Source organism: Paraburkholderia sp. BR10923 (assembly GCF_040948765.1).
In the GTDB taxonomy this organism is placed as follows: Bacteria; Pseudomonadota; Gammaproteobacteria; order Burkholderiales; family Burkholderiaceae; genus Paraburkholderia; species Paraburkholderia youngii.
In genome coordinates, this window is sequence record NZ_JBFPKO010000001.1 from 365,021 (window position 1) to 390,650 (window position 25,630).

Consider the following 25,630-nt stretch of genomic DNA (forward strand, 5'->3'; position numbering starts at 1 on the left):
CGTGGTCGGCGCGTCCTGTTTCGATTAGCCTGCCTCAGCCCCGCTAGACAGGACTTGCGCATGTGAGGGCAGTGCGCCAGTCCGCCATCAGGCGCCGATCCACGGCAAGCCGCGAAAACACCATCCCGACACCGTCTTGCGATGCCCTTGGCCGTCCTTGTCGCCTTCGAAGCCTTCCAGCAGGTCGTACGCCTTCGTGAAGCCGGCCTGGGTCGCGGCGATCGCGGCGAGCTTCGAGCGCGCGGCGCTGCGGCACAGGAACAGCACCGGCGTGTCGGGCGAGGCGACCTGCGCGAGTTGCTGCATGAACTCCTGATTGGGCACCGCGCCCGGATAGCGCGTCCATTCGACATGCGCGTATTGGCCATCACCGATCACCGGCCGGCCGACCCAGTCGAGTTCGGCGCGGGTACGCACGTCGACGAGACGCGTGCGCGGATCGAGTTCCAGCAGTTCGAACGCCTCGGCCGGCGATACCGCGCCCGCGTAGGGCAGTTGGTTCTCGGCGCGACGGGCGTCCGCCTTCGCGTAAAGCTGTTCGAGCGTGCTCATGAGCGTCAATCTCCTTCGGACCAAATGATCATTCTAGCGCGCGCCAGGCACCGCGCAGACCTGGGTAGACTGGGCGTGGGGGGGCGATCGGCGGGCGCTGCCCCAAACTCGATGCGCAAATATGGTGCACTTTCGTCGGAATGCACCAAAATGGAAGATAACCCGATTTCCAAAGCGGTGAATGCACGAAACTGGTGCGTGAGGATGTTAAGGCGTTTCTTCGTGACGCTGCTGGCGCTCCACGCGTAGCCCGCAAACGCAAGCGCAGTAACGATGTGGGCCGAATTGGCTCATACTGGGCTGAAAGGTGGCACGCTATCTGCTTTATTGGTGCCGATCGATTTGTCCCGCAGAATTTTCGGACCGCGACGCCGTATAAGTGGACGTTCCGGGACGGGTCAGCTAGATTGGGCGGCGGCTGAAATCCGCCGAAATTGTTAATCAGGAGATAGGTTATGAGTAAATCCGTGGCCGACGTCGTTCAACTCGTCAAAGACGAAGACGTCAAGTTTGTCGACTTCCGCTTCACCGACACGCGCGGCAAAGAGCAACACGTTTCGGTGCCGGTGTCGGCATTCGATGAAGACAAGTTCGAAAGCGGCCATGCGTTTGACGGTTCGTCGATTGCCGGCTGGAAGGGCATCGAAGCATCGGACATGTTGCTGGTCCCGGACGCGAACACGGCCTTCATCGACCCGTTCTTCGAAGAATCGACCCTCGTGCTGACCTGCGACGTCGTCGAACCGGCTGACGGCAAGGGCTACGAGCGCGATCCGCGCTCGCTCGCGAAGCGCGCCGAAGCGTACCTGAAGAGCTCCGGCCTCGGCGACACCGCTTACTTCGGTCCGGAACCGGAATTCTTCATTTTCGACTCGGTCCAGTGGAACACGGACCAGTCGGGCTGCTTCATCAAGATCGGCTCGGAAGAAGCACCGTGGTCGTCGGCGAAGGAATTCGAAGGCGGCAACACCGGCCATCGTCCGGGCACCAAGGGCGGCTACTTCCCGGTCGCGCCGGTCGACACGTTCCAGGACATCCGCTCGGAAATGTGTCTGCTGCTCGAACAGATCGGCATTCCGGTCGAAGTGCACCACCACGAAGTGGCGGGCCAGGGCCAGAACGAAATCGGCACCAAGTTCTCGACGCTCGTGCAGCGCGCCGACTGGCTGCAGCAGATGAAGTACATCGTCCACAACGTCGCGCACACGTACGGCAAGACGGCGACGTTCATGCCGAAGCCGGTCGTCGGCGATAACGGTTCGGGCATGCACGTTCACCAGTCGATCTGGAAGGACGGCCAGAACCTGTTCGCGGGCAATGGTTACGCAGGTCTGTCGGAATTCGCGCTGTTCTACATCGGCGGCATCATCAAGCACGCTCGCGCGCTGAACGCGATCACCAACCCGGGTACGAACTCGTACAAGCGTCTCGTGCCGCACTTCGAAGCGCCGGTCAAGCTGGCTTACTCGGCTCGCAACCGTTCGGCATCGATCCGTATTCCGCACGTGTCGAACCCGAAGGGCCGCCGTATCGAAACGCGCTTCCCGGATCCGCTGGCGAATCCGTACCTGTGCTTCTCCGCGCTGATGATGGCGGGTCTGGACGGCGTACAGAACAAGATTCACCCGGGCGAAGCTGCCGACAAGAACCTGTACGACCTGCCGCCGGAAGAGGATGCAAAGATCCCGACCGTGTGCGCCGGCCTCGACCAGGCTCTCGACGCACTCGACGCGGACCGCGAGTTCCTGACGCGCGGTGGCGTGTTCACGGATTCGATGCTCGACGCGTACATCGAACTGAAGACGGGCGAGCTGCAACGCTATCGTCAGTCGGTGCACCCGATCGAATTCGAAATGTACTACTCGCTGTAAGCGGCGATGGCGCTTCGCCCTTCACGCGGCGAAGCGCTTTGCCCGACGCTCGCGATCGGTCACGAAGGGACGGCGGCGCCGTCCCTTTTTCGTTAGGCCGTACGCACGGCCGGCCGCGCGCGGGCGACATGCATTGCGACGAATCACCAATAGGCCGCACTCCTGATTTATCACCATCTCCTACCGGCCACACTGCAAGATGGTTCTCAAGAATCTGATCAAGGCAAGGAAAGGACACGAACAGACGCTGTCGGATGACGCGCAGCTCGTGAGCTCTGGCTTGCTGCCAGGCTTCGAGGCGTTGCCCACCGTCGTGCTGGTGCTCGAGAAGCGCACGCTGCGCGTCGCGTTCGCGAATCCGTCGGCGGAGTCGATGCTGGAGATGTCGCGCAAGCAACTGACGCAGATGGCGTGGCCGGACATCTTCTCGAATGCGGACGAACTGGTCGCGACGATCACCGCGATCGCCGCGCACCGCTTTCACGCGACGCATCTTGACGCCGTGCTCGAGCGTCCCGGCCACGAGCCACTGCACGCGCATGCGATCGTCGGCTTTCTGGAAAGCGCGCAGGACTACGTGTTGCTCGAACTATTCGAGAACGAGCGGCATCTGCGCACCGACCGCGAAGAGCGCATCAACGACCTGACGGCCGTCAACAAGCATCTGATCCGCAATCTCGCACACGAGATCAAGAATCCGCTCGGCGGCATTCGCGGCGCCGCGCAACTGCTCGAATTCGAACTCGGCGAGCGTCAGCGCGACGAGTTGCGCGAGTACACCCAGGTCATCATCAAGGAATCGGACCGGCTGCAGACGCTGGTCGACCGCCTGCTCGAACCGCACCGGCATCCGCATATCGTCGGCGACGTGAATATTCACGAGGTGTGCGAGCGTGTGCGTCAGGTGATTCTCGCGGAATTTCCGCGCGGCCTGACGATCGAGCGCGACTACGACGTCAGCGTGCCGGATCTGCGCGGCGACAAGGAGCAGCTGATCCAGGCGCTGCTGAACATCGTGCGCAATGCGGCCGAGGCGTTGCGCGAGCGGATCTCGCAGGGCGATGCGCGCATCGAGTTGCGTACGCGCATCGCGCGCAAGGTCACGATTTCAAAACGCCTGTGCAAGCTGGCATTGGACTTGCATATCGTCGACAACGGCCCAGGCATTCCGGAAGAGATTCGCGACCGCATTTTCTATCCGCTCGTATCGGGGCGCGAGGACGGCAGCGGTCTCGGTCTAACGCTTGCGCAGACCTTCGTGCAGCAGCACGAAGGTCTGATCGAGGTGGACAGCCGGCCGGGCCATACCGAGTTTCAGATTCTGCTGCCGCTCGACCTCTAGATACCACAAGCACCTCAAGACTTCTGACCGAACCATATGAAGCCGATCTGGATAGTAGACGACGATCAATCAATTCGCTGGGTGCTCGAGAAAGCGCTGGCGCGCGAGAACTTCGCGACGCGCAGCTTCGCCAACGTGCGCGAAGCGTCGGCCGCGCTCGATCACGACAGCCCGCAGGTGCTGGTCTCCGATATCCGCATGCCCGGTGGCTCCGGGCTGGAGTTGCTGCAAACCGTCCGCGACAAGGTGCCAGGCTTGCCGGTCATCATCATGACCGCGTTCTCGGATCTCGATAGCGCGGTGGCCGCATTCCAGGGCGGTGCGTTCGAGTATCTGGCGAAGCCGTTCGATGTCGACAAGGCCGTCGAGCTGATTCGCCGCGCGGTCGACGAAAGCATGCGTGGCGAGCAGACGTGGGACGAGCGCGTCGCCGAAGCGCCCGAGATGCTCGGCCAGGCACCCGCGATGCAGGACATGTTTCGCGCGATCGGTCGCCTGTCGCATTCGGCGGCCACCGTGCTCATTACCGGCGAATCAGGCACCGGGAAGGAACTGGTCGCGCGTGCGCTGCACCGACATAGCCCACGCGCGAACGGCCCCTTCATCGCGTTGAACACGGCCGCGATTCCGAAGGATCTGCTGGAGTCCGAACTGTTCGGTCATGAGCGTGGAGCGTTCACCGGCGCGCAGGCGATGCGCCAGGGACGCTTCGAACAGGCCGAGAACGGCACGCTGTTTCTCGACGAAATCGGCGACATGCCGTTCGATCTGCAGACGCGCCTGTTGCGCGTGCTGTCGGACGGACAGTTCTATCGCGTGGGCGGCCACAATCCGCTGCGCGCGAATGTGCGCGTGATCGCGGCGACACACCAGAATCTCGAAGCGCGCGTGCGGCAGGGGCTGTTTCGCGAGGACCTGTATCACCGTCTGAACGTGATCCGCTTGCGCTTGCCCGCGTTGCGCGAGCGTAGCGAGGACATTCCTCTGCTGACGCGACATTTCCTGCAGAAGAGCGCGCGTGATCTCGGCGTCGAACCGAAGCGCGTGTCCGACGAGGCGCTCGCGTATCTGGCGTCGCTGCCGTTTCCGGGCAACGTGCGGCAACTCGAGAATCTCGCAAACTGGCTCACGGTGATGGCGCCCGCGCAGACGATCGAAATCAAGGATCTGCCGCCCGATCTCGGGCCCGCGCACAGCGGCGGGAGCGAGCCCGGTGCGGGCGCCGCCGCGGGCGCGACGACGGATGGCGCCGTGACGATCAATACGGGATTCACGGTCGGTGCGCCGCTCGCTGGAGCGAACGCCAGCACGCTCGTGCATCCGGTCGGTGCGGGCGGTGCGTCGGTCGCCACCGCGCTGAGCGCATGGGAAGGCGGCCTGCGCACCGAAGTCGCGCGCATGCTGCGCGAGAACGCGGCCGACGTGATGGACGAACTCGCGCGCCGCTTCGAAGCGGCCGTGATCCGCGAGGCGCTCGACTTCACGCGCGGCCGCAAGGTCGAGGCGGCCGAGCGGCTCGGTATCGGGCGCAATACGATTACGCGCAAGATTCAGGAGCTCAATCTCGAGCCTTGATGCGGTCGTATTGAGCGATCCTGCATCGCAGGCGAGGGCGGCTCAGGCCGCCTTCGTCGTTTTTGCATCGCGCGTTGCGGCAAACCGGCAACTGTCGTGCACGAGGCATAATCAACGCTGTTCCGATCCGACAGCCGACGATGCCAGCTTCTCCCGCTTCTCCCGCCCCGTTCGAGTGGCCGCTTTCCCCCGATCCTTTCCTGTCGCTCGAAGAGCTGTACGACACCGACGCACTCGCATGGGTCGACGCGCAGAATGCGCGCACCCGTGCGGCGTGGTGCAGCGGCGCGTCGTTCGACGCGCTCAGACACCGGCTCGCCGATGCCTATCTGCCGCGCGAGCGCCCGGTGATTCCGGATCGCTGGAAGGACTGGGCCTACGATCTGTGGCAGGACGCGAGCAATCCGCGCGGCATCTGGCGACGCACCGCGTGGGCCGCATGGCGCGCCGGCGCGCCGGTGTGGCAGAACCTGCTCGACTTCGACGCGCTCGGCGCGGCCGAAGGCACACCGTGGGTGTGCGTCGATCTCGACATCCTCTATCCGGACGGCGACCGCGCGCTGATCACGATGTCGCCGGGCGGCTCGGACGCGCTCGTCGTGCGCGAGTTCGATCTCGACGCGCGGCGTTTCATTGACGATGGTTTCGCGATAGCGAAGGCGGGCAAGCACACGGTGTCGTGGATCGATCGCGATACGCTGTACGTTGGCTGGGACAGCGGGCGCAAGACGCTGACGCGTTCCGGTTATCCACGCGACGTGCGGCGCTGGACCCGTGGCACCGCGCTCGCCGACGCGCCCGTCGTGTTTCGCGGCGAGTTTGACGACATCGGCGTGGAGGCGAATTACGATCCGCTCGATCGCCGGCATACGGTGACGAGCAGCGTCGACTTTTTCGATTCGCACACCTATTACCTCGACCACGTCAGCGATGCCTGGCATCGTTACGAGGTGCCGTCGCATGTCGCGGTGGGGGCGTGGCAGGGCTGGCTGCTGCTAGAGCCACGGCTCGACTGGGACTGCGAGTGGGACGGCAATCGCGCGCGCTATCCTGGCGGCGCGCTGCTCGCGATTCGCGAGGACGCGTTTTTGCGCGGCGAGCGCGACGTGACGCCGCTTTTCACGCCGACACCGCTGACCTCGGCCTGCGACTGGTCGCACACGCGCCATCATCTGATCGTGTCGTATCTCGACGACGTACGCGCCAAGACGCTGATCTGGACGCCTTCGCAGCGCGAGGACGGCACGTGGCACTGGCGCGAGCGCGTGTTTGCGGCGCGCGGCGATGCGCAGGTCGATGTGTCGCCGGTCGAGTCGACGCTGAACGACGAAGTGTTCGTCGACACCGACGATTATCTGCAACCGCCTGCCTACTGGCTCTCCGATCTCGCGCGCGACGAGCCCGGCGAATGGGAGTTGCTCGACCGTTGGCCGACGCAGTTCGACGCGACGAGCGTTGCCGTGACGCGCGGCCATGCGGTATCGGCCGATGGCACGCGCATACCGTACACGGTGATTGGGCCGAAGGAAGCACTGTCATCGCCGGGCGATCGACAACCGACGCGTCCGTGTCTGCTGAGCGGCTACGGCGGCTTCGCGATTCCGCTGTTGCCGAGCTATCTGACGGGGCACGGCATCGGCTGGCTCGAACGCGGCGGCGTGTACGTGGTCGCACATATTCGCGGCGGCGGGGAGTTCGGCACGCGCTGGCACACGGCGGCGCAGGGAGAAAATCGCCAGCGCGCGTTCGATGATTTCATCGCGGTCGCCGAAGCGCTGATCGCGAGAGGCGTGACGAGCGCCGCGCAGCTCGGCATTCAGGGCGGCAGCAACGGCGGTCTGCTGGTGGCCGCTTGCATGGTGCAGCGGCCGGAGCTATTCGGCGCGGTCGTGTGCGAGGTGCCGTTGCTCGATATGAGCCGATATCACCTGCTGCACGCGGGCGCATCGTGGATCGACGAGTACGGCGACCCGGACGAACCCGATGAAGCGCGCACGCTCGCCGCGTATTCGCCGTATCACAACCTCGCGGCGGGCGTCGCGTATCCGCCGGTGCTATTCATGACGTCGACCGCCGACGATCGCGTGCATCCCGGCCACGCGCGCAAGATGGCCGCGCGCATGCAGGCGCTGGGCGCGCAGAACGTGTGGTACCGGGAGAATACGGAAGGCGGACACGGCGGCTCCGATGAGCTGGAGCAGGCCGAGCATGATGCGATGGTGTTCGAGTTCTTGTGGGGTGTGCTGGGCGACGCTTGAAGCAATAGGGGAGCGAGGCCGCACTGCCTCGCTTCGTGGCTGTGTTCCGGATCAACCGAGCTGCGCGAACACCGGCGCGTGATCCGACGGCTGCTCCCATTTGCGCGGCACCTTGTCGATGTCGCACGCCTTGCAGATGTCGGACAGCGCCTTCGACAGCAGGATGTGATCGATGCGCAACCCCGCATTGCGACGGAAGGCCATCATCCGGTAGTCCCACCACGAATAGATCTTTTCCTGCTGCTCGAACTGGCGGAAGGCGTCGAGCAGACCGAGGCCGATCAGCCGCACGAACGCGGCGCGCTCTTCGGGCGACACCAGATTCTGACCTTCCCATGCCTTCGGGTCGTGCACATCGCGATCTTCGGGCGCGATGTTGTAGTCGCCGAGCAGCGCGAGCTTCGGATGCAGTGTCATCTCGGTTGCGAGCCAGTCGTGCAGCGCGTCGAGCCAGCGTAGCTTGTACGCGAACTTGTCGGTGCCGGGCGCCTGACCGTTGGGGAAATACGCGGAGATCATGCGCACGCCGTCGACGGTCGCCGCGATCACGCGCTGCTGCGGGTCCTCGAAACCGGGGATGTTGCGCACGATGCTGGTTTCGTCGACGTTCAAACCTTCGCGCACCAGAATGCCGACACCGTTATACGTTTTCTGACCCGCGTACCAGCTTCGATAGCCGACCGCCTCGAGTTCGGCGCGCGGAAACTTTTCGTCGGGGAGCTTCAGTTCCTGCAGGCACAGCACGTCGGTGCCGCTGCTCGCGAGCCAGTCGACGACGTGCTGCTGGCGGACTTTGAGGGAGTTGACGTTCCAGGTGGCGATTTTCACGAAAATATCCGGTGCGTGCGTGATGAGAGCGAGGCCGATTATAGCGGGGGCCTCGCCGGTCAAAGTCGGCGACATTCTACTTGCTGTGTGCGTCGCGCCATGCGTGGAATACGAGGCTGCGCCGCATGTCTTGCGCTCACGGCGCATGCTCATGCGTGTTCATCGGGGCTCGAATCTCATCGCGACGACGTCGTTCGATAAATGTTCCGCTCATAGGTTTGACGTTTTGCTAGCAAGCTTATATAATCTTCTTTCTCTGACGCGGGGTGGAGCAGTCTGGCAGCTCGTCGGGCTCATAACCCGAAGGTCGTAGGTTCAAATCCTACCCCCGCAACCAAAGCATTGTTGAAAGCCCGCATCGCGCAAGCCATGCGGGCTTTTTGACTTTCAGCGCTTCGTTTCGCTTGTGGTGCTCGCTGCGTATGGCGCACGCGCGCGTGAACAGACGCAACAGGATTCGCGCGCGATCGAAGCCTCTAACCCATCATCACTCAGCTCCAATCGCCCACTCCACCGCGGCCTGCGCATGCAACGCAGTCGTATCGAACACAGGCAGCACCGAATCTTCCGGCTTGATCAGCAGCGTGATCTCCGTGCACCCGAGTATGACCGCCTGGGCGCCACGCGCGGCCAGATGTTCGATCACGCGTTGATAGACCTTGCGCGACGCGTCGTCCACGTTACCGTGGCATAGCTCATCGTAAATGATGCGGTGCACGTCCGCGCGTTCATCGTCATCAGGCACGAGCGTGTCGAGTCCATAGCGTTCGCGCAGCCGGCCCGTATAGAACGTCTGCTCCATCGTGTAGCGCGTGCCGAGCAGGCCCACGCGCTCGATGCCCGCCGCGCGCAACGCGGCGCCGGTCGGATCGGCGATGTGCAGGAATGGCACCGTGATCGCCCGCTCGATCGATTCGTACACGCGATGCATCGTGTTCGTCGCAAGAATCACGAGATCGGCCCCACCGCGTTCGAGCTGGCGCGCGGCGTCGGCCATCTGTTCGCCGAGCGCGTGCCAGTCGCCGGCGCGCTGATTCGCCTCGATCGACGCGAAATCGACGGTCAGCAGCAGACTGCGTGCGTTGTGATGACCGCCGAGCCGCACCTTCGCGTGGCGATTCAGCAGCCGGTAATACTCGCTGGACGACTCCCAGCTCATTCCGCCGATCACGCCGATCGTTTTCATCTGGACGCTCCGTCAATGCATGGCCGAAACGGCGAGTATAGGCGCGTCGCATCGCACACAGCCGATACGGATTGCCGCGCGTGCGCCGGTACGCATCGGCGCACGCATTATTCTGGCGCCGATAGAATCGTAGCGAGTCCAAACGCGATCAACCGGAGCGAACATGGATCTGATCATCCGCCGCGCGGCGCTGCCGCGCAGTGCCGCACAGATGTCCCCGCATCACCCGTCCCCAGTCGACATCGGCATCGCCGCGGGTCGCATCGTCGCGGTTGAGCCGGACCTGGCCGCGAGCGCGCGCGACGAAATCGACGCGGCCGGTTCGCTCGTCACGCCGCCTTTCGTCGATCCGCATTTCCATATGGATGCGACGCTGTCTTACGGTTTGCCGCGCGTGAACGAGTCGGGCACGCTGCTCGAAGGCATCGCGCTATGGGGCGAGTTGAAGCCCGAACTCACGCAGCAAGCGTTGATCGAACGCGCGATGCAGTATTGCGACTGGGCCGTCGCGCGCGGCCTGCTCGCGATCCGCAGCCACGTCGACGTGTGCGATCCGCGTCTGCTCGCGGTCGAAGCACTCCTCGAAGTGAAGCGCCGCGTCGCGCCGTATCTCGATCTGCAACTGGTCGCTTTCCCGCAGGACGGTCTGCTGCGCAGCGCCGGCGCGTTCGACAACCTGAAGCGCGCGATCGGCATGGGCGTCGACGTGGTCGGCGGCATTCCGCATTTCGAGCGCACGATGGCCGACGGCGCGCAGTCGGTGCGCATGCTGTGCGAGTACGCGGCCGGGCAGGGTCTGCGCGTCGACATGCATTGCGACGAATCGGACGATCCGCTGTCACGCCACATCGAAACGCTCGCGGCCGAAACCCATCGGCTCGGCTTGCACGGACGCGTCACCGGTTCGCACCTTACGTCGATGCATTCGATGGACAACTACTACGTGAGCAAGCTGTTGCCGCTGATGCGCGAGTCGGGCGTCGCGGCGATCGCCAATCCGCTCATCAACATCACGCTGCAAGGCCGCAGCGACACGTACCCGAAACGGCGCGGCATGATGCGGGTGCCGGAAATGTTGGCAGCGGGCATCACGGTCGCATTCGGCCACGACTGCGTGATGGACCCGTGGTACAGCCTCGGCTCGGCCGACATGCTCGAAGTCGCGCAGATGGGCCTGCATGTTGCGCAGATGACCAGCGTCGACGGCATGCACGCCTGTTTCGACGCGGTGACCGTGAACGCCGCGCGCATTCTCGGTCTGGAAGACTACGGCATCGCGCCCGGATGCGCGGCCAATCTCGTCGTGCTCGATGCGCGCGACGAGATCGAGGCGATCCGCCTGCGCGCCGCGCGGCTCGCGGTGGTGAGCCGGGGCAGGGTGGTGAGCCGCGCGCCGGCCGCGCGCGCGTCGTTATCGCTCGAAGGGCGGCCTGAACAGGTCGATTTCAAGCTGCATCGCGCGTAGCGCGGTGTTTCGCGGATGAATGAAAAAACCGGCGGCCTGCTCGCGCAGACCGCCGGTTTTTCTATTGGCATCGCTCAGTGTGCGGCACCCGGCGCCATGCCGTTATGCCGCAGCAGCGCATCGATATTCGGTTCGCGGCCGCGGAACGCCTTGAACGATTCCATCGCCGGACGGCTGCCGCCCACTTCGAGAATCTCGCGGCGATAGCGCATGCCGGTCGACTGATCGAGCACGCTGCCCGCGGCTTGCGCGGCTTCTTCGAATGCCGCGTACGCATCGGCCGACAGCACTTCCGCCCACTTGTAGCTGTAGTAGCCGGCCGCGTAACCGCCCGCGAAAATATGGCTGAACGTATTCGGCCAGCGCGAGAACGGCGCTTGCGGCACGACGTGGAAGCGTTCGTTGATTTCGCGCGCGAGGTCGTTGGCGCTCTTCGCACCGTTCGCATCGAAGCCGGTATGCAGTTGCATGTCGAACATCGAGAACACGATCTGCCGCATCGTGCCGAGACCGCTCTGGAAGTTCTTCGCGGCTAGCATCTTGTCGAACAGATCACGCGGCAGCGACTTTCCGGTATCGACGTGCGAGGTCATGTCGGACAGCACGTCCCATTCCCAGCAGAAGTTCTCCATGAACTGCGACGGCAGTTCGACCGCATCCCATTCGACACCGTTGATTCCCGACACGCCGAGCTCATCGACGCGCGTCAGCATGTGATGCAAGCCATGGCCGAACTCGTGGAACAGCGTGATCACTTCGTCGTGCGTGAAGCAGGCGGGCTTGCCGCCGACCGGCGCTGAAAAATTGCACGTCAGGTACGCGACTGGCGTTTGCACCGCGCCGTGCGCGAGCTTGTGACGGCCGCGCGCATCGTCCATCCAGGCGCCGCCGCGCTTGCCTTCGCGTGCATACAGGTCGAGATAGAACTGCGCGACGAGGCCGCCGTCCTGATTCTCGACGCGGAAAAAGCGCACGTCCGGATGCCAGACCGCTGCCTCGTCGCGGCGGATGCGCACGCCGAACAGCGTCTCGGTCACCTTGAACAGACCCTTGAACACCGCGTCTTCCGGGAAGTACTGCTTCACTTCGTTTTCCGAGAACGAATAGCGCTTCTGGCGCAGACGCTCGGCGGCGAACGTCATGTCCCACGGCTGCAGATCGGTCATGCCGAGTTCGCTCGCGGCGAATTCGCGCAGCTCCTTCCAGTCCTGCTCCGCATGCGGACGCGCGCGCGTCGCGAGGTCTTCGAGGAAGGCCATCACCTGAGCCGGCGATTCGGCCATCTTCGGCGCGAGCGACACTTCGGCGAAGTTGCCGTAGCCGAGCATCTGCGCTTCTTCGGCGCGCAGCTTCAGTTCGTCGGCGAGCACCTGGGTGTTGTCCCACTCGGTCTTGCCGTTGCCGTATTGCGCGCCGAGCTCGGACGCGCGGGTCACGTACGCGCGATACATCGCTTCGCGCATCGGACGGTTTTCCGAGTACTGCATGACCGGGAAATACGACGGGAAGTGCAGCGTGAACTTGTAGCCGGTCTTGCCGTCGCGCTCGGCGGCTTCCTTCGCGGCTTCGATCACGTCTTCCGGAAGGCCCGCCAGTTGCGCATCGTCGCCCGCATCGACGATGTACGCATACGCGTTGGTCGCATCGAGCACGTGATCCGAAAACGCCTTCGACAGCGCCGCCTGGCGCTCCTGCAATTCCGCGAAACGCGGCTTCTGGTCTTCCGGCAGCTCGGCGCCGGACAGGCGGAAGTCGCGCAGCGCGTTGCTGAGGATCTTCTTGCGTTCGCCGTTCAGCGATGCAAACTCGTCGCTCGCGTTCAATGCCTTGTACTTCTCGTAGAGCGCGAGATTCTGGCCGACGCTCGACCAGAACTCGGTCACGCGCGGCAGGTTGTCGCCGTACACGGCGCGCAGCTCGGGCGTATCGGCGACGGCATTCAGATGGCCGATCACGCTCCACGCGCGCGACAGCGGCTCGGTGGCGCGCTCGACCGGTTCGACGACGTCGGCCCACGACGCGGGCGTGACCGGCAGCGCGGCACGCTCGACGGCGGCCGCCGCGTCGGCGAGCAGCACGTCGAGGGCGCGCGTCACATGCTCGGGTCGGATGGAGCCAAAGCGCGGCAGATCGGAAAAATCGAGGAGCGGGTTGTCTTGAGGCGTGGCGGTAGTGGACATAGGGCTTCCTGTCTGACGCGGGTGAAGGGGGCGGTGCGGGGGCGCTCGCGCGAGCCGTCTCGTGGCGTGTCGCTCGACGATCGGCGCACGGCGCGCGGCGGCACCGGCAAAGGACAGTATTGGGGCGGGAGGCGCCGATTCCAATCCATCGGCTGACAAATTAACAGATGTTGCGGTGCGCTGGCGCGCGTTGGGGCGGGGTGTCGGCCGCGGGATCTGGCGGCGCCGTGATGAGGGCGGGCTGCGAGAGAGGGAGGGTGGGTGATGAGCCCGTGGACGAGACGGATGAGTCGCCTCACTCCGCCTCGCACTTATCGCCCGGCGCTTACGCCTTGGCCGCGTCCGCCTCGCGCTCGGCCGCTTCGATCGTGTTGACGAGCAGCATCGTGATCGTCATCGGGCCGACGCCGCCCGGCACCGGCGTGATATGGCCGGCCACTTCCTTGACCCCCGCGAAGTCGACGTCGCCGCACAGCTTGCCGGCGTCGTCGCGATTCATGCCGACGTCGATCACGGTCGCGCCCGGCTTCACCATGTCGGCGGTCAGGATGTTGCGCAGACCGGTCGCGGCGACCACGACATCGGCGTTGCGCGTGTGCGCGGCCAGATCGCGCGTCTTGCTGTGGCAGATCGTGACGGTCGCGCCCGCTTCGAGCAGCAGCAGCGCCATCGGCTTGCCGACGATGTTCGAGCGGCCGATCACCACCGCGTTGGCGCCCTTCAGCTCGATGCCGTAGGCCTGGAACATTTTCATCACGCCGTACGGCGTGCACGGACGGAACAGCGGCTGGCCGGTCAGGAGCGCGCCCGCGTTGGCGACGTGGAAACCGTCGACGTCCTTCTCGGGCGCGATCGCCTCGATCACCTTGTGGCTGTCGATGTGCTTCGGCAGCGGCAACTGCACGAGGATGCCGTGGATGGCCGGGTCGCGGTTCAGCTCGTCGATGCGCGCGAGCAGGTCGGCTTCGGGCAGGTCGGCCGGATAGCGGTCGAACGACGAGCCGAGGCCGTTGTCGTGGCAGGCTTTCACCTTGTTGCGCACATACACTTCGCTGGCCGGATTGTCGCCGACCAGAATCACGGCGAGGCCCGGCTGATGGCCGCGGGCGGTCAGGGCTGCGGCGCGCGCCGCGACGTCGGCGCGCAGGGTCTTGGAGAGGGCGAGGCCGTCGATCAGTTTGGCAGTCATGGTCGGTCGAACGTTGAGTCGAGGTTGGGATCGGGAATCGATTCGGGGCAGGCGGTTTTGGCTGGCGGGGCGAAGCGCTCGCGCGGAGGGGGCGCGCGACGGCGTGCTTCGGCTGCTTGACGAAGTCGGGTCGCCCTGCGACAGGCGCGTTACCGGTTCGGGCAAGGCGCCGCTGCAAAGTCCGACATTATACCGGCGCGTAAGGCGCGCTTCCGCAGTGGATTCGGGGCCCGTGTCGCGCGTGGAAGCGTACGGGAGGGGAGGGGGCGGGACGTGTGACGGCCAGAAAGCGCAACGCGGGCGGCGGGGCAGGCCGCTCGCACGCCACGCCACGCCGGACCCAGCGACGCTCACGCCGTCACGAACGGGCGACGCAACTGCCACTCATGGCGGTCACGCAGAAACGGCCCTCCGGGCGAAGGGCCGCCCATACCGACGTTACTGCGCCGTTTGCGGCTTGTTCGACAGCGCGAGTCGCAGCAGATCGGCGACCGTGTTGACGTTCAGCTTTTCCATGATGTTCGCGCGATGCGCTTCGACCGTCTTGATGCTGATGCCGAGGTCGTCGGCAATCTGCTTGTTCAGGCGGCCCGCGATGATCCGCTCGAGCACCTGATGCTCACGCGCGGTCAGCTTGCCGAGGCGCTCGGCCGCGGCACGCTGCTGCTGGACGCTGGTGCTTTCGCTGCGCGCCTTGTCGAGCATGCGCTCGACGAGCTTGCGCAGTTCGGCTTCGTCGAACGGCTTTTCGATGAAGTCCATCGCGCCTTTTTTCATCGTCGACACCGCCATCGGCACGTCGCCGTGACCCGTCACGAAGATGATCGGCAGCGAAGCGTTGTCGGCGATCAGGCGTTCCTGCAACTCGAGCCCGCTCATGCCGGACATCCGCACGTCGAGGATCAGGCACGCGATCTGGCCCGGATGCTGATGCGGCTGCCATGCGTCGAGGAACTGTTCGGCGCTCAGGAAGCATTGAACGCGGTAGCCGTTCGCCTCCAGCAGCCAGCGCAGCGAATCTCGCACGGCCTCGTCGTCGTCGACGACAAAGACGGTTTCCTGGGTGGTGACTGGGCTGTTCATAGCTCTCCCGTAACGGTTTGTGGTGTCGGCGCCTCGGACCCGCCGTTGCTCGGGCCGTCAGGCTCCCCAATAGGCAGACTGCAATGGAACGTGGCGCCCGTGATGTGGCCGTCGGATTCGACATTATTGACCACCCACAGACGCCCGCGGTGCGATTCGATAATCGAACGGCAAATGTTCAGCCCCATGCCCATACCATCGGACTTGGTGCTGTAAAACGGTTCGAACAGACGCTCGGCGGTCGTTTCGTCGACGCCCGGCCCCTGATCGACGACGCTGATGCAAACGAAGCCGCTCTCCAGTCGCACGACCACCCGGATCACTGGGTCGACCGCATTCGGGCGCGCTTCGGCCATAGCCTCGACGCCGTTCTTCAGCAGGTTTACCAGCACCTGCTCGATCAGCACCGGATCAACGTAGATCACCGGCAGCCGCGAGCGCAGATCGGTGACGATGCGAATCCGCCGCTTCCTTGCCTCGATTTCGGCGAGACCCACCGCGTCGGCGACGATATCCGCGACCCGCGTGGCCTGACGCTTCGGCTCGCTGCGCTTCACGAACTCGCGGATGCGCTTGATGATCATGCCGGCGCGCACCGCCTGCTGTGCGGTCTTTTCGAGCACCGGCAGCAGATTGTCGGGCGTCGTTCGACCGGATTTAACCAGCGCGACGGTCCCGGAGCAATAGTTATTGATCGCGGCGAGCGGCTGATTCAGTTCATGCGCGAGCGACGAGGCCATTTCGCCCATTGTCATCAGGCGGCTCGTGAACTGCAGCTTCTCGTCCTGCTGGCGCGCCAGCTCCTGCGCGCGCTTGCGGGTCGTGATGTCGGTCGCGATCTGCATCTGCGCGAGATGGCCATCCACCCACTGGATGTACTGGCGCCGCACCTCGAACCATTTCTGGATGCCGGGGATGTAGATTTCCTGCGCGTCGGCGGTGCTTTCGGTCAGCGCGGCGGCGGGCAGGCCGACGAAGGTGTCGACCATGTCGATCGAATCGGACGACGCCTGCGAGCTGTCGAAGCCGCCGCCCGCGAGTTCGAGGTGGCCGTCCGGGCGGATGCCGAACAGATGCCGGTAGTAGCGGTTCGCGAACAGCAGCTCGGCTTCGTCGGCGGCCAGAACGGACACCGCGGCATCGAGGCTTTCGAGCACGGTCGTGAAGCGTTCGTGGGCAGCGGCGAGTTCTTCGCGCGCGCGCTTCGGCTCGGTGATGTCGGTCATCGACGACATCCAGCCGGTCTGGCGGCCCGAGCTGTCGATCAGCGGCGACACGTAGAGCCGTGCGTGGAACGTCGAGCCGTCCTTGCGCCGCACGCGCAGCTCGAAGCCGGACGAGGGCGCCTTGCCGCGCAGCGTCATGTCGAGCTGGCGCTGCATCTCGGGGTAAGCGTCGCGCGGCCAGTAGGCGAACGGCGCGCTCTTGCCGACGAGGTCGCTTTCGTCCCAGCCGGTCATGCGGCAGAACGCCGGGTTCACGTGCGTGATGCGGCCGTGCATGTCGAGCACGCGCATGCCGATCAGCACCGAGTTTTCCATCGCGCGGCGGAAAAACGCTTCCGCGTACAGCGCCTGCTGCGCCTCGAAGCGCTGCCGGGTGTGCTTCCACAAACTCCACAGGCTCCACAGCACGAAGCAGGACAGGCCGGCCACCAGCCACACCAGCGTGTTGTTCGTGAAGTTGGTGATCTGCGGGAACGCGTACACGCGCACCGAGATGCCCTGGCCCGGCGGGTCGAGCGGCAGGTCGTAGAACATGTCGCGCGGCAGGCGCGGGCGGGTCGACGTGGTCGTCAACTCGCGGTTGTTCACGTCGATGATCGAGATCTTGTATTTGGCCGACAGCTCGGGCGGGATGTCGCGCTTCAGAATGCCTTCCACCGAGAACACCGCGGCGATCGTGCCGAGGAAATCGCGGTCGCGGAAGATCGGCGTTTGCAGCGTGATGAAGCCGTTGCCGAGGTCGTCGTAGATGAGCGGCGAGTACACCTGGCGGCGCGTGTTGCGCGCTTCGGCGAAACCGGCTTTGACCGCTTCGTCCATTTGCGCGTCGTTGGGGCGCGCGAGCCGCTGGCCGAGCACCGGCGGCGCGGCATTGGGCCAGCGCGGCTGCTGCTGAGCGGTGTACCAGTTCATGTAGAGGATCTCGGGGTGCCCCTGCATGATGTCCGTGGTGTTCACCTGGAACGAATGCTCGTCGGCATGGCCGGCGGCGAGGTCGCGCGCGAGCGCCTGGATCTGTTCCTGCGCGCCTGTCATTGACAGCCGGATCTGCTGCTGCGCCCACGCGACGTTGCGGTACAGCGTGTCTTCCTGCTGCTGCTGTTCGCGCCGGTTCAGACTCCAGAGAATCAGGCTCATGACGACCAGGAATACCAGGATCGACAGCAGCGGCGTCAGCAAATAGGAATTCGACCACCAGGGTCCGTGGTGCCAGCGCGGGGACGGCGACGAATCCGCCGGCGAACCCGCGGTGCGCGCCGAGCGAGAGAAAAGCCGTTCGGTCAACATGCGTGGCATTGTAGCTCAGCACGTCCCCGACAAATGGCGCAAAAAAGCGCGGAAAGTGCAGTTAATCGGCGCAAACTAGCCGACGGATCAGTCTAACGGCAGTCAAACCAGGTTGCGTTGCAGCAATTTTCCGCATTGTGAGAATTGATCTCGTAATTTGAAAATTTGATTGCGTTGACGTCGGGACCCTTATTACAATCGGCCGGTGCTGCCGCGGCCTATCCTGCGTCCGCATGGTCTGTTCAAAGTGCGTTCCCCATATCCAGGAGACGAGCATGTCCGCTGTACCCGACGAAGTCATGAAATATGTCGCCGCCGAGAAAGACGACGATCCCCAGGAAACCGGCGAATGGCTGGAAGCGCTGGATGGCGTGATTTCTGCTGTAGGCCCTGACCGTGCCCACTACCTGATCGAAAAGCAGATCGAGTTTGCACGCGTGCACGGCGAACATCTGCCGTTCTCCGCCAATACGCCTTACATCAACACGATCCCGGTCGCGCGCCAGGCCAAGAACCCCGGCGACCAGGACATCGAACACCGCATCCGCTCGTACACCCGCTGGAACGCAATGGCGATGGTGCTGCGCGCCGGCAAGGAAACCAACGTCGGTGGTCACATCGCGTCGTTCGCGTCGGCCGCCACGCTGTACGACGTCGGCTACAACCACTTCTGGCACGCACCGTCGGCCGAGCACGGTGGTGACCTCGTGTTCGTGCAGGGCCACTCGTCGCCGGGCGTCTACTCGCGCGCGTTCCTGCTCGGCCGGCTGACCGACAAGCAGCTCGACAACTTCCGCCAGGAAGTCGGCGGCGAGGGCATCTCGTCGTATCCGCATCCGTGGCTGATGCCGGACTTCTGGCAATTCCCGACCGTGTCGATGGGCTTGGGCCCGATCATGGCGATCTACCAGGCGCGCTTCATGAAGTACCTGCAGGCGCGCGGCATCGCGAAGACCGACGGCCGCAAGGTCTGGGCCTTCCTCGGCGACGGCGAAACCGACGAGCCGGAATCGCTCGGCGCGATCGGCATGGCCGGCCGCGAGCGGCTGGACAACCTCGTGTTCGTGATCAACTGCAACCTGCAGCGTCTCGACGGTCCGGTGCGCGGCAACGGCAAGATCATCCAGGAACTCGAAAGCGAATTCCGCGGCGCCGGCTGGAACGTGATCAAGGTCATCTGGGGCAGCCGCTGGGATGCCCTCTTCGCGCGCGACAAGTCGGGCGCGCTGATGCGCCGCATGATGGAAGTGGTCGACGGCGAGTACCAGACGTACAAGTCTGAGTCGGGTGCGTTCGTGCGCGAGCACTTCTTCAACACGCCGGAACTGAAGGCGCTGGTCGCCGACTGGTCCGACGACGACATCTGGAATCTGAACCGCGGCGGCCATGATCCGCACAAGATCTACGCGGCGTTCACGGAAGCGACCAATTCGAAGGGCCAGCCGACCGTCATTCTCGCGAAGACGATCAAGGGCTACGGCATGGGCGAAGCCGGCCAGGCGATGAACATCACCCACCAGCAGAAGAAGATGCAGGTGGAGCAGCTGAAGAAGTTCCGCGACCAGTTCCGTCTGCCGATCACGGACGAGCAGATCGTCGACGTGCCGTACCTGACCTTCGAGGAAGGCTCGAAGGAACTCGAATACATGCGCCAGCGGCGCATGGACCTCGGCGGCTATCTGCCGGCGCGTCGTCAGAAGGCCGAGTCGCTGCCGGTGCCGGAGCTGTCGGCATTCGAGCCGCTGTTGAAGGGCACGGGCGAAGGCCGCGAGATCTCCACGACGATGGCGTTCGTGCGGATCCTGAACATCCTGCTGAAGGACAAGGCGCTCGGCAAGCGCGTCGTGCCGATCGTGCCGGACGAGTCGCGTACGTTCGGTATGGAAGGTCTGTTCCGGCAGATCGGCATCTGGAATCAGGACGGCCAGAAGTACGTGCCGGAAGATTCCGACCAGCTGATGTTCTACCGTGAGTCGGAAACCGGTCAGATCCTGCAGGAAGGCATCAACGAAGCCGGCGGCATGGCCGACTGGATCGCGGCCGCGACGTCGTACTCGACGCACGGCGAGATCATGATCCCGTTCTACATCTTCTACTCGATGTTCGGCTTCCAGCGCATCGGCGACCTCGCATGGGCCGCTGGCGACATGCGCTCGCGCGGCTTCCTGCTGGGCGGCACGGCCGGCCGCACGACGCTGAACGGCGAAGGTCTGCAACACGAAGACGGCCACTCGCTGCTGTGGGCGGCTTCGGTGCCGAACTGCATCAGCTACGACCCGACCTTCGGCTACGAACTCGCGGTCATCGTGCAGGACGGTCTGCGCCGCATGGTCGCCGACCAGGAAGATGTGTATTACTACATCACGGTGATGAACGAGAACTACGAGCACCCGGCGATCCCGCAGGGCGCGGGGCTGGAAAGCGTGGCGGCCGACATCATCAAGGGCATGTACTCGTTCAGCAAGACCGCTGCCGATAAGAAGGCGCCGCATGTGCAGCTGATGGGCGCGGGCACGATCTTCAACGAAGTGATCGCCGCGGCCGACCTGCTGAAGAACGACTGGGGCGTGAACGCCGACCTGTGGAGCGTGCCGAGCTTCACCGAGCTCGCGCGCGAAGGTCACGAAGTGCAGCGCTGGAACCTGCTGCACCCGACCGAAGAGAAGAAGCTGTCGCACGTCGAGAAGCTGCTGAAGGATGCGCCGGGTCCGGTCATCGCATCGACCGACTACGTGCGTGCGCTGACCGAGCAGATCCGCGCGTTCGTGCCGCAGAAGTTCGTGGTGCTGGGCACCGACGGCTACGGTCGTTCGGACACGCGCGAGAAGCTGCGTCACTTCTTCGAAGTCGATCGCTACTGGGTCACGGTCGCCGCGCTCAACGCGCTGGCGGACGAAGGCACGATCGAACGCAAGGTGGTCGCCGAGGCGCTCAAGAAGTACAACCTTGATCCCGCCAAACCCAACCCGATGACCGTCTAAGGCATCACCCGTGTGCCACGATGCACGCGCCTGCTCCTCGTCGCGAGGGGCAGGCGGCGTGCGCGGCCCAGGAGACACTAACAATGAGTCAAGCGATCGAAGTCAAGGTGCCGGACATCGGCGATTACAAGGACGTCCCTGTGATCGAGGTGCTGGTAAAGGCGGGTGACACCGTCGAAAAAGAGCAATCGCTCGTTACGCTGGAGTCCGACAAGGCGACGATGGACGTGCCGAGCTCGGCTGACGGCGTCGTCAAGGAAGTGAAGGTCAAGGTCGGCGATGCGGTGTCCGAAGGCACGCTGATCGTCGTGCTGGAAGGCGCCAACGCGGCTGCCGCGGCGCCCGCGCCGGCGGCAGCTCCTGCGCCCGCACCGGCACCGGCGCCGGCGGCAGCTCCCGCCGCGGCGCCTGCGGCGGCAGGCGGCGGCGTGCAGGAAATCAAGGTGCCGGATATCGGCGACTACAAAGACGTTCCCGTGATCGAGATCACGGTGAAGGTCGGCGATCGCGTCGAGAAGGAACAGTCGCTCGTCACGCTCGAATCCGACAAGGCGACGATGGACGTGCCGAGCTCGGCCGCCGGCGTCGTCAAGGAAGTGAAGGTCAAGGTTGGCGATACCGTGTCGGAAGGCTCGGTCATCGTCGTGATCGAAGCGGAAGGCGGCGCTGCCCCGGCACCCGCGCCGGCGCCGGCCGCGAAGGCACCGGCCGAAAAGCCGTCCGACGCGCCGGCCACGCCGAGCCCGGCACCGGCCGCGCCGTCCGCGCTCGCGCAGGCGCCGCTGATCCCGGCCGGCGAAGGCGGCACGCGTCATCCGAGCCACGCTTCGCCGTCGGTGCGCAAGTTCGCGCGCGAACTCGGCGTCGACGTGAGCCAGGTGAAGGGCACGGGTCCGAAGGGCCGCATTACGCAGGCCGACGTGACCGCGTTCGTGAAGGGCGTGATGACCGGCCAGCGCGCGGCGCCGGCAGGAGCCGCCGCGCCGGCCGCCGGCGGTGGCGAACTGAATCTGCTGCCGTGGCCGAAGGTCGACTTCACGAAGTTCGGTCCGATCGATCCGAAGCCGCTGTCGCGCATCAAGAAGATCTCGGGCGCGAACCTGCATCGCAACTGGGTCATGATCCCGCACGTCACGAACAACGACGAAGCGGACATCACCGAGCTCGAAGCGCTGCGCGTAAAGCTGAACAAGGAACACGAAAAGGCGGGCGTCAAGTTCACGATGCTCGCGTTCGTGATCAAGGCCTGCGTGGCGGCCCTGAAGAAATTCCCGACTTTCAACGCGAGCCTCGACGGCGACAACCTGGTGTTCAAGCAGTACTACCACATCGGTTTTGCCGCGGACACGCCGAACGGCCTCGTCGTTCCGGTGATTCGCGACGCGGACAAGAAGGGTCTCGTCGACATCGCGAAGGAAATGGCCGACCTGTCGAAGGCCGCGCGCGAAGGCAAGCTGAAGCCGGACCAGATGCAGGGTGGCTGCTTCTCGATCTCGTCGCTGGGCGGTATCGGCGGCACGCACTTCACGCCGATCATCAATGCGCCTGAAGTCGCGATTCTCGGCCTGTCGCGCAGCGCGATGAAGCCGGTGTGGGACGGCAAGCAGTTCGAGCCGCGCCTGACCATGCCGCTGTCGCTGTCGTACGACCATCGCGTGATCGACGGAGCGGAAGCCGCGCGCTTCAACGCATACCTCGGTTCGATTCTTGCCGATTTCCGGCGTGTGATTCTTTGACCGGCTGATGAGGTCCGCCGGCGCGGGCGCGGATAGTTCCGAACGATCCGCGTCGCGCCGTCCGCGCGTTCGCGTGCGCCATGCGCGCCGAACGCGCCGCTCATCATCGATCAATAAGAGAAGGGGACACCATGAGTCTCGTCGAAGTAAAAGTGCCGGACATCGGTGACTTCAAGGACGTCGACGTTATCGAAGTCAACATCAAGCCGGGCGACGTCATCGAGCAGGAGCAGTCGCTGCTGACGCTCGAATCCGACAAGGCGTCGATGGAAGTGCCGAGCGATACCGCCGGCACCGTCAAGGAAGTGCGCATCAAGCCGGGCGACAAGGTTTCGCAGGGCACGGTGATCGCGCTCGTCGAGGCAGCGGCGGGCGGCGCGGCCGCGGCCGCCCCGGCAGCGAAGGAACCTGAAAAGGCGGCGCCCGCGCCGGCGCCTGCCGCGCCGAAGGCCGCCGCACCGGCGCCGCAGGCCGGCAGCTATTCGGGCAGTGCGGACATCGAGTGCGACATGCTCGTGCTCGGTTCGGGCCCCGGTGGCTATTCGGCCGCGTTCCGCTCCGCCGACCTCGGCATGAAGACCGTGCTGGTCGAGCGTTATCCGACGCTCGGCGGCGTGTGTCTGAACGTCGGCTGTATCCCGTCGAAGGCGCTGCTGCACACCGCGCTCGTCATCGACGAAGCGGCTGATCTCGCGTCGCACGGCATCACGTTCGGCAAGCCGCAGATCGACCTCGACAAGCTGCGCGATTTCAAATCGGGCGTGGTCAAGAAGCTGACCGGCGGTCTCGCGGGCATGGCCAAGATGCGCAAAGTCGAAGTGGTGACGGGCACCGGCGCGTTCGTCGATCCGAACCACATGGAAGTGCAGACCGAGGGCGGCAAGAAGGTCGTCAAGTTCAAGCAGGCGATCATCGCCGCGGGCTCGGAAGCGGTGAAGCTGCCGTTCATTCCGGAAGATCCGCGGGTCGTCGATTCGACCGGCGCGCTCGAACTACGCCAGATTCCGCAGCGCATGCTGGTGATCGGCGGCGGCATCATCGGCCTCGAAATGGCGACCGTGTACTCGACGCTCGGCGCGCAGATCGACGTCGTCGAAATGCTCGAAGGCCTGATGACCGGCGCGGACCGCGATCTGGTCAAGGTCTGGGAGAAGTACAACAGCCAGCGGTTCGCGAACGTGATGCTGAAGACCAAGACCGTCGCGGCCGAAGCGAAGGACGACGGTATTTACGTGTCGTTCGAAGGCGAGAAGGCCCCGGCCGAGCCGCAACGCTATGACCTCGTGCTGGTGGCCGTGGGCCGCTCGCCGAACGGCAAGCGGATCGGCGCGGAAAAGGCCGGGGTCGCGGTGACGGATCGCGGCTTCATCGAAGTCGACAATCAGCAGCGCACGAACGTGCCGCACATCTTCGCGATCGGCGATATCGTCGGTCAGCCGATGCTCGCGCACAAGGCCGTGCACGAAGGCCACGTGGCGGCGGAAGCCGCGCATGGCGAGAAGGCGTACTTCGACGCGATGCAGATTCCGTCGGTGGCATACACCGATCCGGAAGTGGCATGGGCCGGCAAGACGGAAGACCAGCTGAAAGCCGAAGGCATCAAGTTCGGCAAGGCGGTATTCCCGTGGGCCGCGTCGGGCCGCGCGATCGCCAACGGCCGCGACGAAGGCTTCACTAAGCTGCTGTTCGATGAGGAGACGCATCGCGTGATCGGCGGCGGTATCGTCGGGCTGAACGCGGGCGACCTGATCAGCGAGGTCTGTCTCGCGATCGAGATGGGCGCGGACGCAACGGATATCGGCAAGACGATCCATCCGCATCCGACGCTCGGCGAATCGATCGGCATGGCGGCCGAGTTGTATGAAGGCGTCTGTACCGATCTGCCGCCCGTCAAGAAGAAGTAAAGCGGTGCGCCGGGAATGCATGGCGACATGCGGGCCCGGCGAAGTGCGTCAGGCTGTGGCGCAAAGAAAAACGGCGCGCTCCATGTCGGAGCGCGCCGTTTCTGTTTTCCTGGCGGCCGGTAGGCGGGCAAAAAAATCCCGGCTTGGCGGCCGGGCAAACGATACGTCCATTGCAACGTATCGGAGCGTTCGGCCAATCAAACCGTATAAGCGGCAACGGCACGACGCTGTTGCTTGCGATAACGCCGGCGCAGCGCGTAGGCTGGGCCGGCGTGAAACGACGCCAGGTGTTTAACGCCTGGCGTGTTGATGCGTGAAGCTTAGACTGCCTTCTTGGCGGCAGCGCGCGATGCTTGCGCAGCGGCTTGCGAAGCTGCCTTCGAAGCGGCCGTTGCAGCTGCATTGAAGTTGCTTTCGGCGATTTCGACAGCCTGACGGGTTGCCTTGTGGACCGTTTCGTACGTGGTGTTGGCGGCGGTGATAGCCGACTTCATCACGGCGACAGCGGTTTCCGAACCAGCCGGTGCGTTCTTGGCGACGTTTTCGACGAGCGCCTGAACCTTGCGGTTTTGCTCTTCGAATTGCGCTTCCGCGACGCGGGTGAATTCACCTTGCGTTGCCGAAACGATTTCGTACACGTGGCGGCCATACGACAGCGCCTTTTCAGCCACCGGCTGCGCGAGGCTTGCTTGCAGTGCCAGCAGTTCCTGCGCGTCCTTCACGGACAGCGCGCGTTGGGCATTTTCCTGGCTTTCGGCGAGCGTCGACTTCACAACTTGCAGGTTCAGCTCTACCAGCTTTTCGACGCCTTCAAATGCTTTGGTCGTCAGGCCGAACAGGGTTTCGAAGTTGGCTTTCTGGGCTGCGGCGAATTGCTCAGGGGTCAGCAGAGTCATGGTTTACGCTCCTGGATCGCGGCCGGTCTGTGCGGACCGCATTGGGTGGGTGGCAAGACGCCGATTGATCG

The 25,630-nt window shown here is 64.5% G+C and carries 16 protein-coding genes and 1 tRNA gene; 9 read left to right on the forward strand and 8 right to left on the reverse strand.

The features are described 5' to 3' along the window. Window positions 1-87: 87 nt before the first annotated feature. On the reverse strand, window positions 88-552 hold the full coding sequence (locus AB3X94_RS01680; RefSeq protein ID WP_013089841.1) for a rhodanese-like domain-containing protein: 465 nt from the start codon (window positions 550-552) through the stop codon (window positions 88-90). 455 nt (window positions 553-1,007) lie between these two features. On the opposite strand from AB3X94_RS01680, the gene glnA reads away from it, so the two are divergent. The 4 genes from glnA to AB3X94_RS01700 all read left to right on the forward strand — a co-directional run bounded on the left by glnA (window position 1,008) and on the right by AB3X94_RS01700 (window position 7,598). Next, a complete protein-coding gene (gene glnA / locus AB3X94_RS01685; protein ID WP_176108159.1) occupies window positions 1,008-2,423 on the forward strand; it encodes a type I glutamate--ammonia ligase in 1,416 nt (471 codons plus the stop codon). A gap of 199 nt (window positions 2,424-2,622) precedes the next feature. After that, window positions 2,623-3,765: a nitrogen regulation protein NR(II) gene (gene glnL / locus AB3X94_RS01690; RefSeq protein ID WP_176108160.1), complete on the forward strand. Its 1,143-nt coding sequence runs from the start codon at window positions 2,623-2,625 to the stop codon at window positions 3,763-3,765. Window positions 3,766-3,801: 36 nt separating this feature from the next. Further along, complete coding sequence (gene ntrC, locus AB3X94_RS01695) at window positions 3,802-5,340, forward strand: nitrogen regulation protein NR(I) (protein WP_176108161.1); 1,539 nt, start codon at window positions 3,802-3,804, stop codon at window positions 5,338-5,340. Window positions 5,341-5,480: 140 nt separating this feature from the next. Next, window positions 5,481-7,598, forward strand: coding sequence for a prolyl oligopeptidase family protein (locus AB3X94_RS01700; protein ID WP_368610661.1), 2,118 nt, complete (start codon window positions 5,481-5,483; stop codon window positions 7,596-7,598). Window positions 7,599-7,649: 51 nt separating this feature from the next. Here AB3X94_RS01700 and xth read toward each other — a convergent pair whose 3' ends face one another. After that, window positions 7,650-8,426 carry an exodeoxyribonuclease III gene (gene xth, locus AB3X94_RS01705; RefSeq protein ID WP_176108163.1) on the reverse strand — a complete coding sequence of 259 codons (777 nt, stop codon included), beginning with the start codon at window positions 8,424-8,426 and terminating at the stop codon, window positions 7,650-7,652. Between the two features lie 260 nt (window positions 8,427-8,686). Here xth and AB3X94_RS01710 point away from each other — a divergent pair. Next, window positions 8,687-8,763 (forward strand) — tRNA-Met (locus tag AB3X94_RS01710). A 150-nt stretch (window positions 8,764-8,913) separates the two neighbouring features. Here AB3X94_RS01710 and AB3X94_RS01715 read toward each other — a convergent pair. Beyond that, window positions 8,914-9,612 carry an aspartate/glutamate racemase family protein gene (locus AB3X94_RS01715; protein WP_176108180.1) on the reverse strand — a complete coding sequence of 233 codons (699 nt, stop codon included), beginning with the start codon at window positions 9,610-9,612 and terminating at the stop codon, window positions 8,914-8,916. A gap of 163 nt (window positions 9,613-9,775) precedes the next feature. On the opposite strand from AB3X94_RS01715, the gene AB3X94_RS01720 reads away from it, so the two are divergent. Continuing rightward, complete coding sequence (locus tag AB3X94_RS01720) at window positions 9,776-11,077, forward strand: amidohydrolase family protein (protein ID WP_176108181.1); 1,302 nt, start codon at window positions 9,776-9,778, stop codon at window positions 11,075-11,077. A gap of 74 nt (window positions 11,078-11,151) precedes the next feature. On the opposite strand, the gene AB3X94_RS01725 is transcribed toward AB3X94_RS01720, so the two are convergent. The 4 genes from AB3X94_RS01725 to fixL all read right to left on the reverse strand — a co-directional run bounded on the left by AB3X94_RS01725 (window position 11,152) and on the right by fixL (window position 18,042). Further along, window positions 11,152-13,257 carry a M3 family metallopeptidase gene (locus AB3X94_RS01725; protein ID WP_368610662.1) on the reverse strand — a complete coding sequence of 702 codons (2,106 nt, stop codon included), beginning with the start codon at window positions 13,255-13,257 and terminating at the stop codon, window positions 11,152-11,154. Window positions 13,258-13,582: 325 nt separating this feature from the next. After that, entirely contained in the window at window positions 13,583-14,446 is an 864-nt protein-coding gene (gene folD / locus AB3X94_RS01730; protein WP_368610663.1) for a bifunctional methylenetetrahydrofolate dehydrogenase/methenyltetrahydrofolate cyclohydrolase FolD, read from the reverse strand. A 438-nt stretch (window positions 14,447-14,884) separates the two neighbouring features. Continuing rightward, a complete protein-coding gene (gene fixJ / locus AB3X94_RS01735; RefSeq protein WP_008922736.1) occupies window positions 14,885-15,529 on the reverse strand; it encodes an oxygen response regulator transcription factor FixJ in 645 nt (214 codons plus the stop codon). Continuing rightward, entirely contained in the window at window positions 15,526-18,042 is a 2,517-nt protein-coding gene (fixL, locus tag AB3X94_RS01740; protein WP_217710116.1) for a PAS domain-containing sensor histidine kinase, read from the reverse strand. Before fixL ends, fixJ begins: the two co-directional genes overlap by 4 nt. A gap of 275 nt (window positions 18,043-18,317) precedes the next feature. On the opposite strand from fixL, the gene aceE reads away from it, so the two are divergent. From aceE to lpdA, 3 genes are all read left to right on the forward strand, one after another. After that, complete coding sequence (aceE, locus tag AB3X94_RS01745) at window positions 18,318-21,023, forward strand: pyruvate dehydrogenase (acetyl-transferring), homodimeric type (RefSeq protein ID WP_176108185.1); 2,706 nt, start codon at window positions 18,318-18,320, stop codon at window positions 21,021-21,023. A gap of 83 nt (window positions 21,024-21,106) precedes the next feature. Continuing rightward, window positions 21,107-22,759: a dihydrolipoyllysine-residue acetyltransferase gene (gene aceF / locus AB3X94_RS01750; RefSeq protein ID WP_368610664.1), complete on the forward strand. Its 1,653-nt coding sequence runs from the start codon at window positions 21,107-21,109 to the stop codon at window positions 22,757-22,759. A 131-nt stretch (window positions 22,760-22,890) separates the two neighbouring features. Continuing rightward, window positions 22,891-24,663, forward strand: coding sequence for a dihydrolipoyl dehydrogenase (gene lpdA / locus AB3X94_RS01755; RefSeq protein WP_176108187.1), 1,773 nt, complete (start codon window positions 22,891-22,893; stop codon window positions 24,661-24,663). 320 nt (window positions 24,664-24,983) lie between these two features. On the opposite strand, the gene AB3X94_RS01760 is transcribed toward lpdA, so the two are convergent. Next, window positions 24,984-25,559, reverse strand: coding sequence for a phasin family protein (locus tag AB3X94_RS01760; RefSeq protein WP_013089827.1), 576 nt, complete (start codon window positions 25,557-25,559; stop codon window positions 24,984-24,986). Between the last annotated feature and the right edge of the window lie 71 nt (window positions 25,560-25,630).

Excerpts from the sequence above, each read along its gene's own strand:
- AB3X94_RS01680 (WP_013089841.1), bottom strand. The coding sequence starts at position 552 with ATGAGCACGCTCGAACAGCTTTACGCGAAGGCGGACGCCCGTCGCGCC.
- AB3X94_RS01715 (WP_176108180.1), bottom strand. The coding sequence starts at position 9,612 with ATGAAAACGATCGGCGTGATCGGCGGAATGAGCTGGGAGTCGTCCAGC.
- glnA (WP_176108159.1), top strand. The coding sequence starts at position 1,008 with ATGAGTAAATCCGTGGCCGACGTCGTTCAACTCGTCAAAGACGAAGAC.
- aceE (WP_176108185.1), top strand. The coding sequence starts at position 18,318 with ATGTCCGCTGTACCCGACGAAGTCATGAAATATGTCGCCGCCGAGAAA.
- fixL (WP_217710116.1), bottom strand. The coding sequence starts at position 18,042 with ATGTTGACCGAACGGCTTTTCTCTCGCTCGGCGCGCACCGCGGGTTCG.
- AB3X94_RS01700 (WP_368610661.1), top strand. The coding sequence starts at position 5,481 with ATGCCAGCTTCTCCCGCTTCTCCCGCCCCGTTCGAGTGGCCGCTTTCC.
- aceF (WP_368610664.1), top strand. The coding sequence starts at position 21,107 with ATGAGTCAAGCGATCGAAGTCAAGGTGCCGGACATCGGCGATTACAAG.
- AB3X94_RS01760 (WP_013089827.1), bottom strand. The coding sequence starts at position 25,559 with ATGACTCTGCTGACCCCTGAGCAATTCGCCGCAGCCCAGAAAGCCAAC.
- AB3X94_RS01720 (WP_176108181.1), top strand. The coding sequence starts at position 9,776 with ATGGATCTGATCATCCGCCGCGCGGCGCTGCCGCGCAGTGCCGCACAG.
- folD (WP_368610663.1), bottom strand. The coding sequence starts at position 14,446 with ATGACTGCCAAACTGATCGACGGCCTCGCCCTCTCCAAGACCCTGCGC.
- lpdA (WP_176108187.1), top strand. The coding sequence starts at position 22,891 with ATGAGTCTCGTCGAAGTAAAAGTGCCGGACATCGGTGACTTCAAGGAC.
- ntrC (WP_176108161.1), top strand. The coding sequence starts at position 3,802 with ATGAAGCCGATCTGGATAGTAGACGACGATCAATCAATTCGCTGGGTG.
- fixJ (WP_008922736.1), bottom strand. The coding sequence starts at position 15,529 with ATGAACAGCCCAGTCACCACCCAGGAAACCGTCTTTGTCGTCGACGAC.
- AB3X94_RS01725 (WP_368610662.1), bottom strand. The coding sequence starts at position 13,257 with ATGTCCACTACCGCCACGCCTCAAGACAACCCGCTCCTCGATTTTTCC.
- glnL (WP_176108160.1), top strand. The coding sequence starts at position 2,623 with ATGGTTCTCAAGAATCTGATCAAGGCAAGGAAAGGACACGAACAGACG.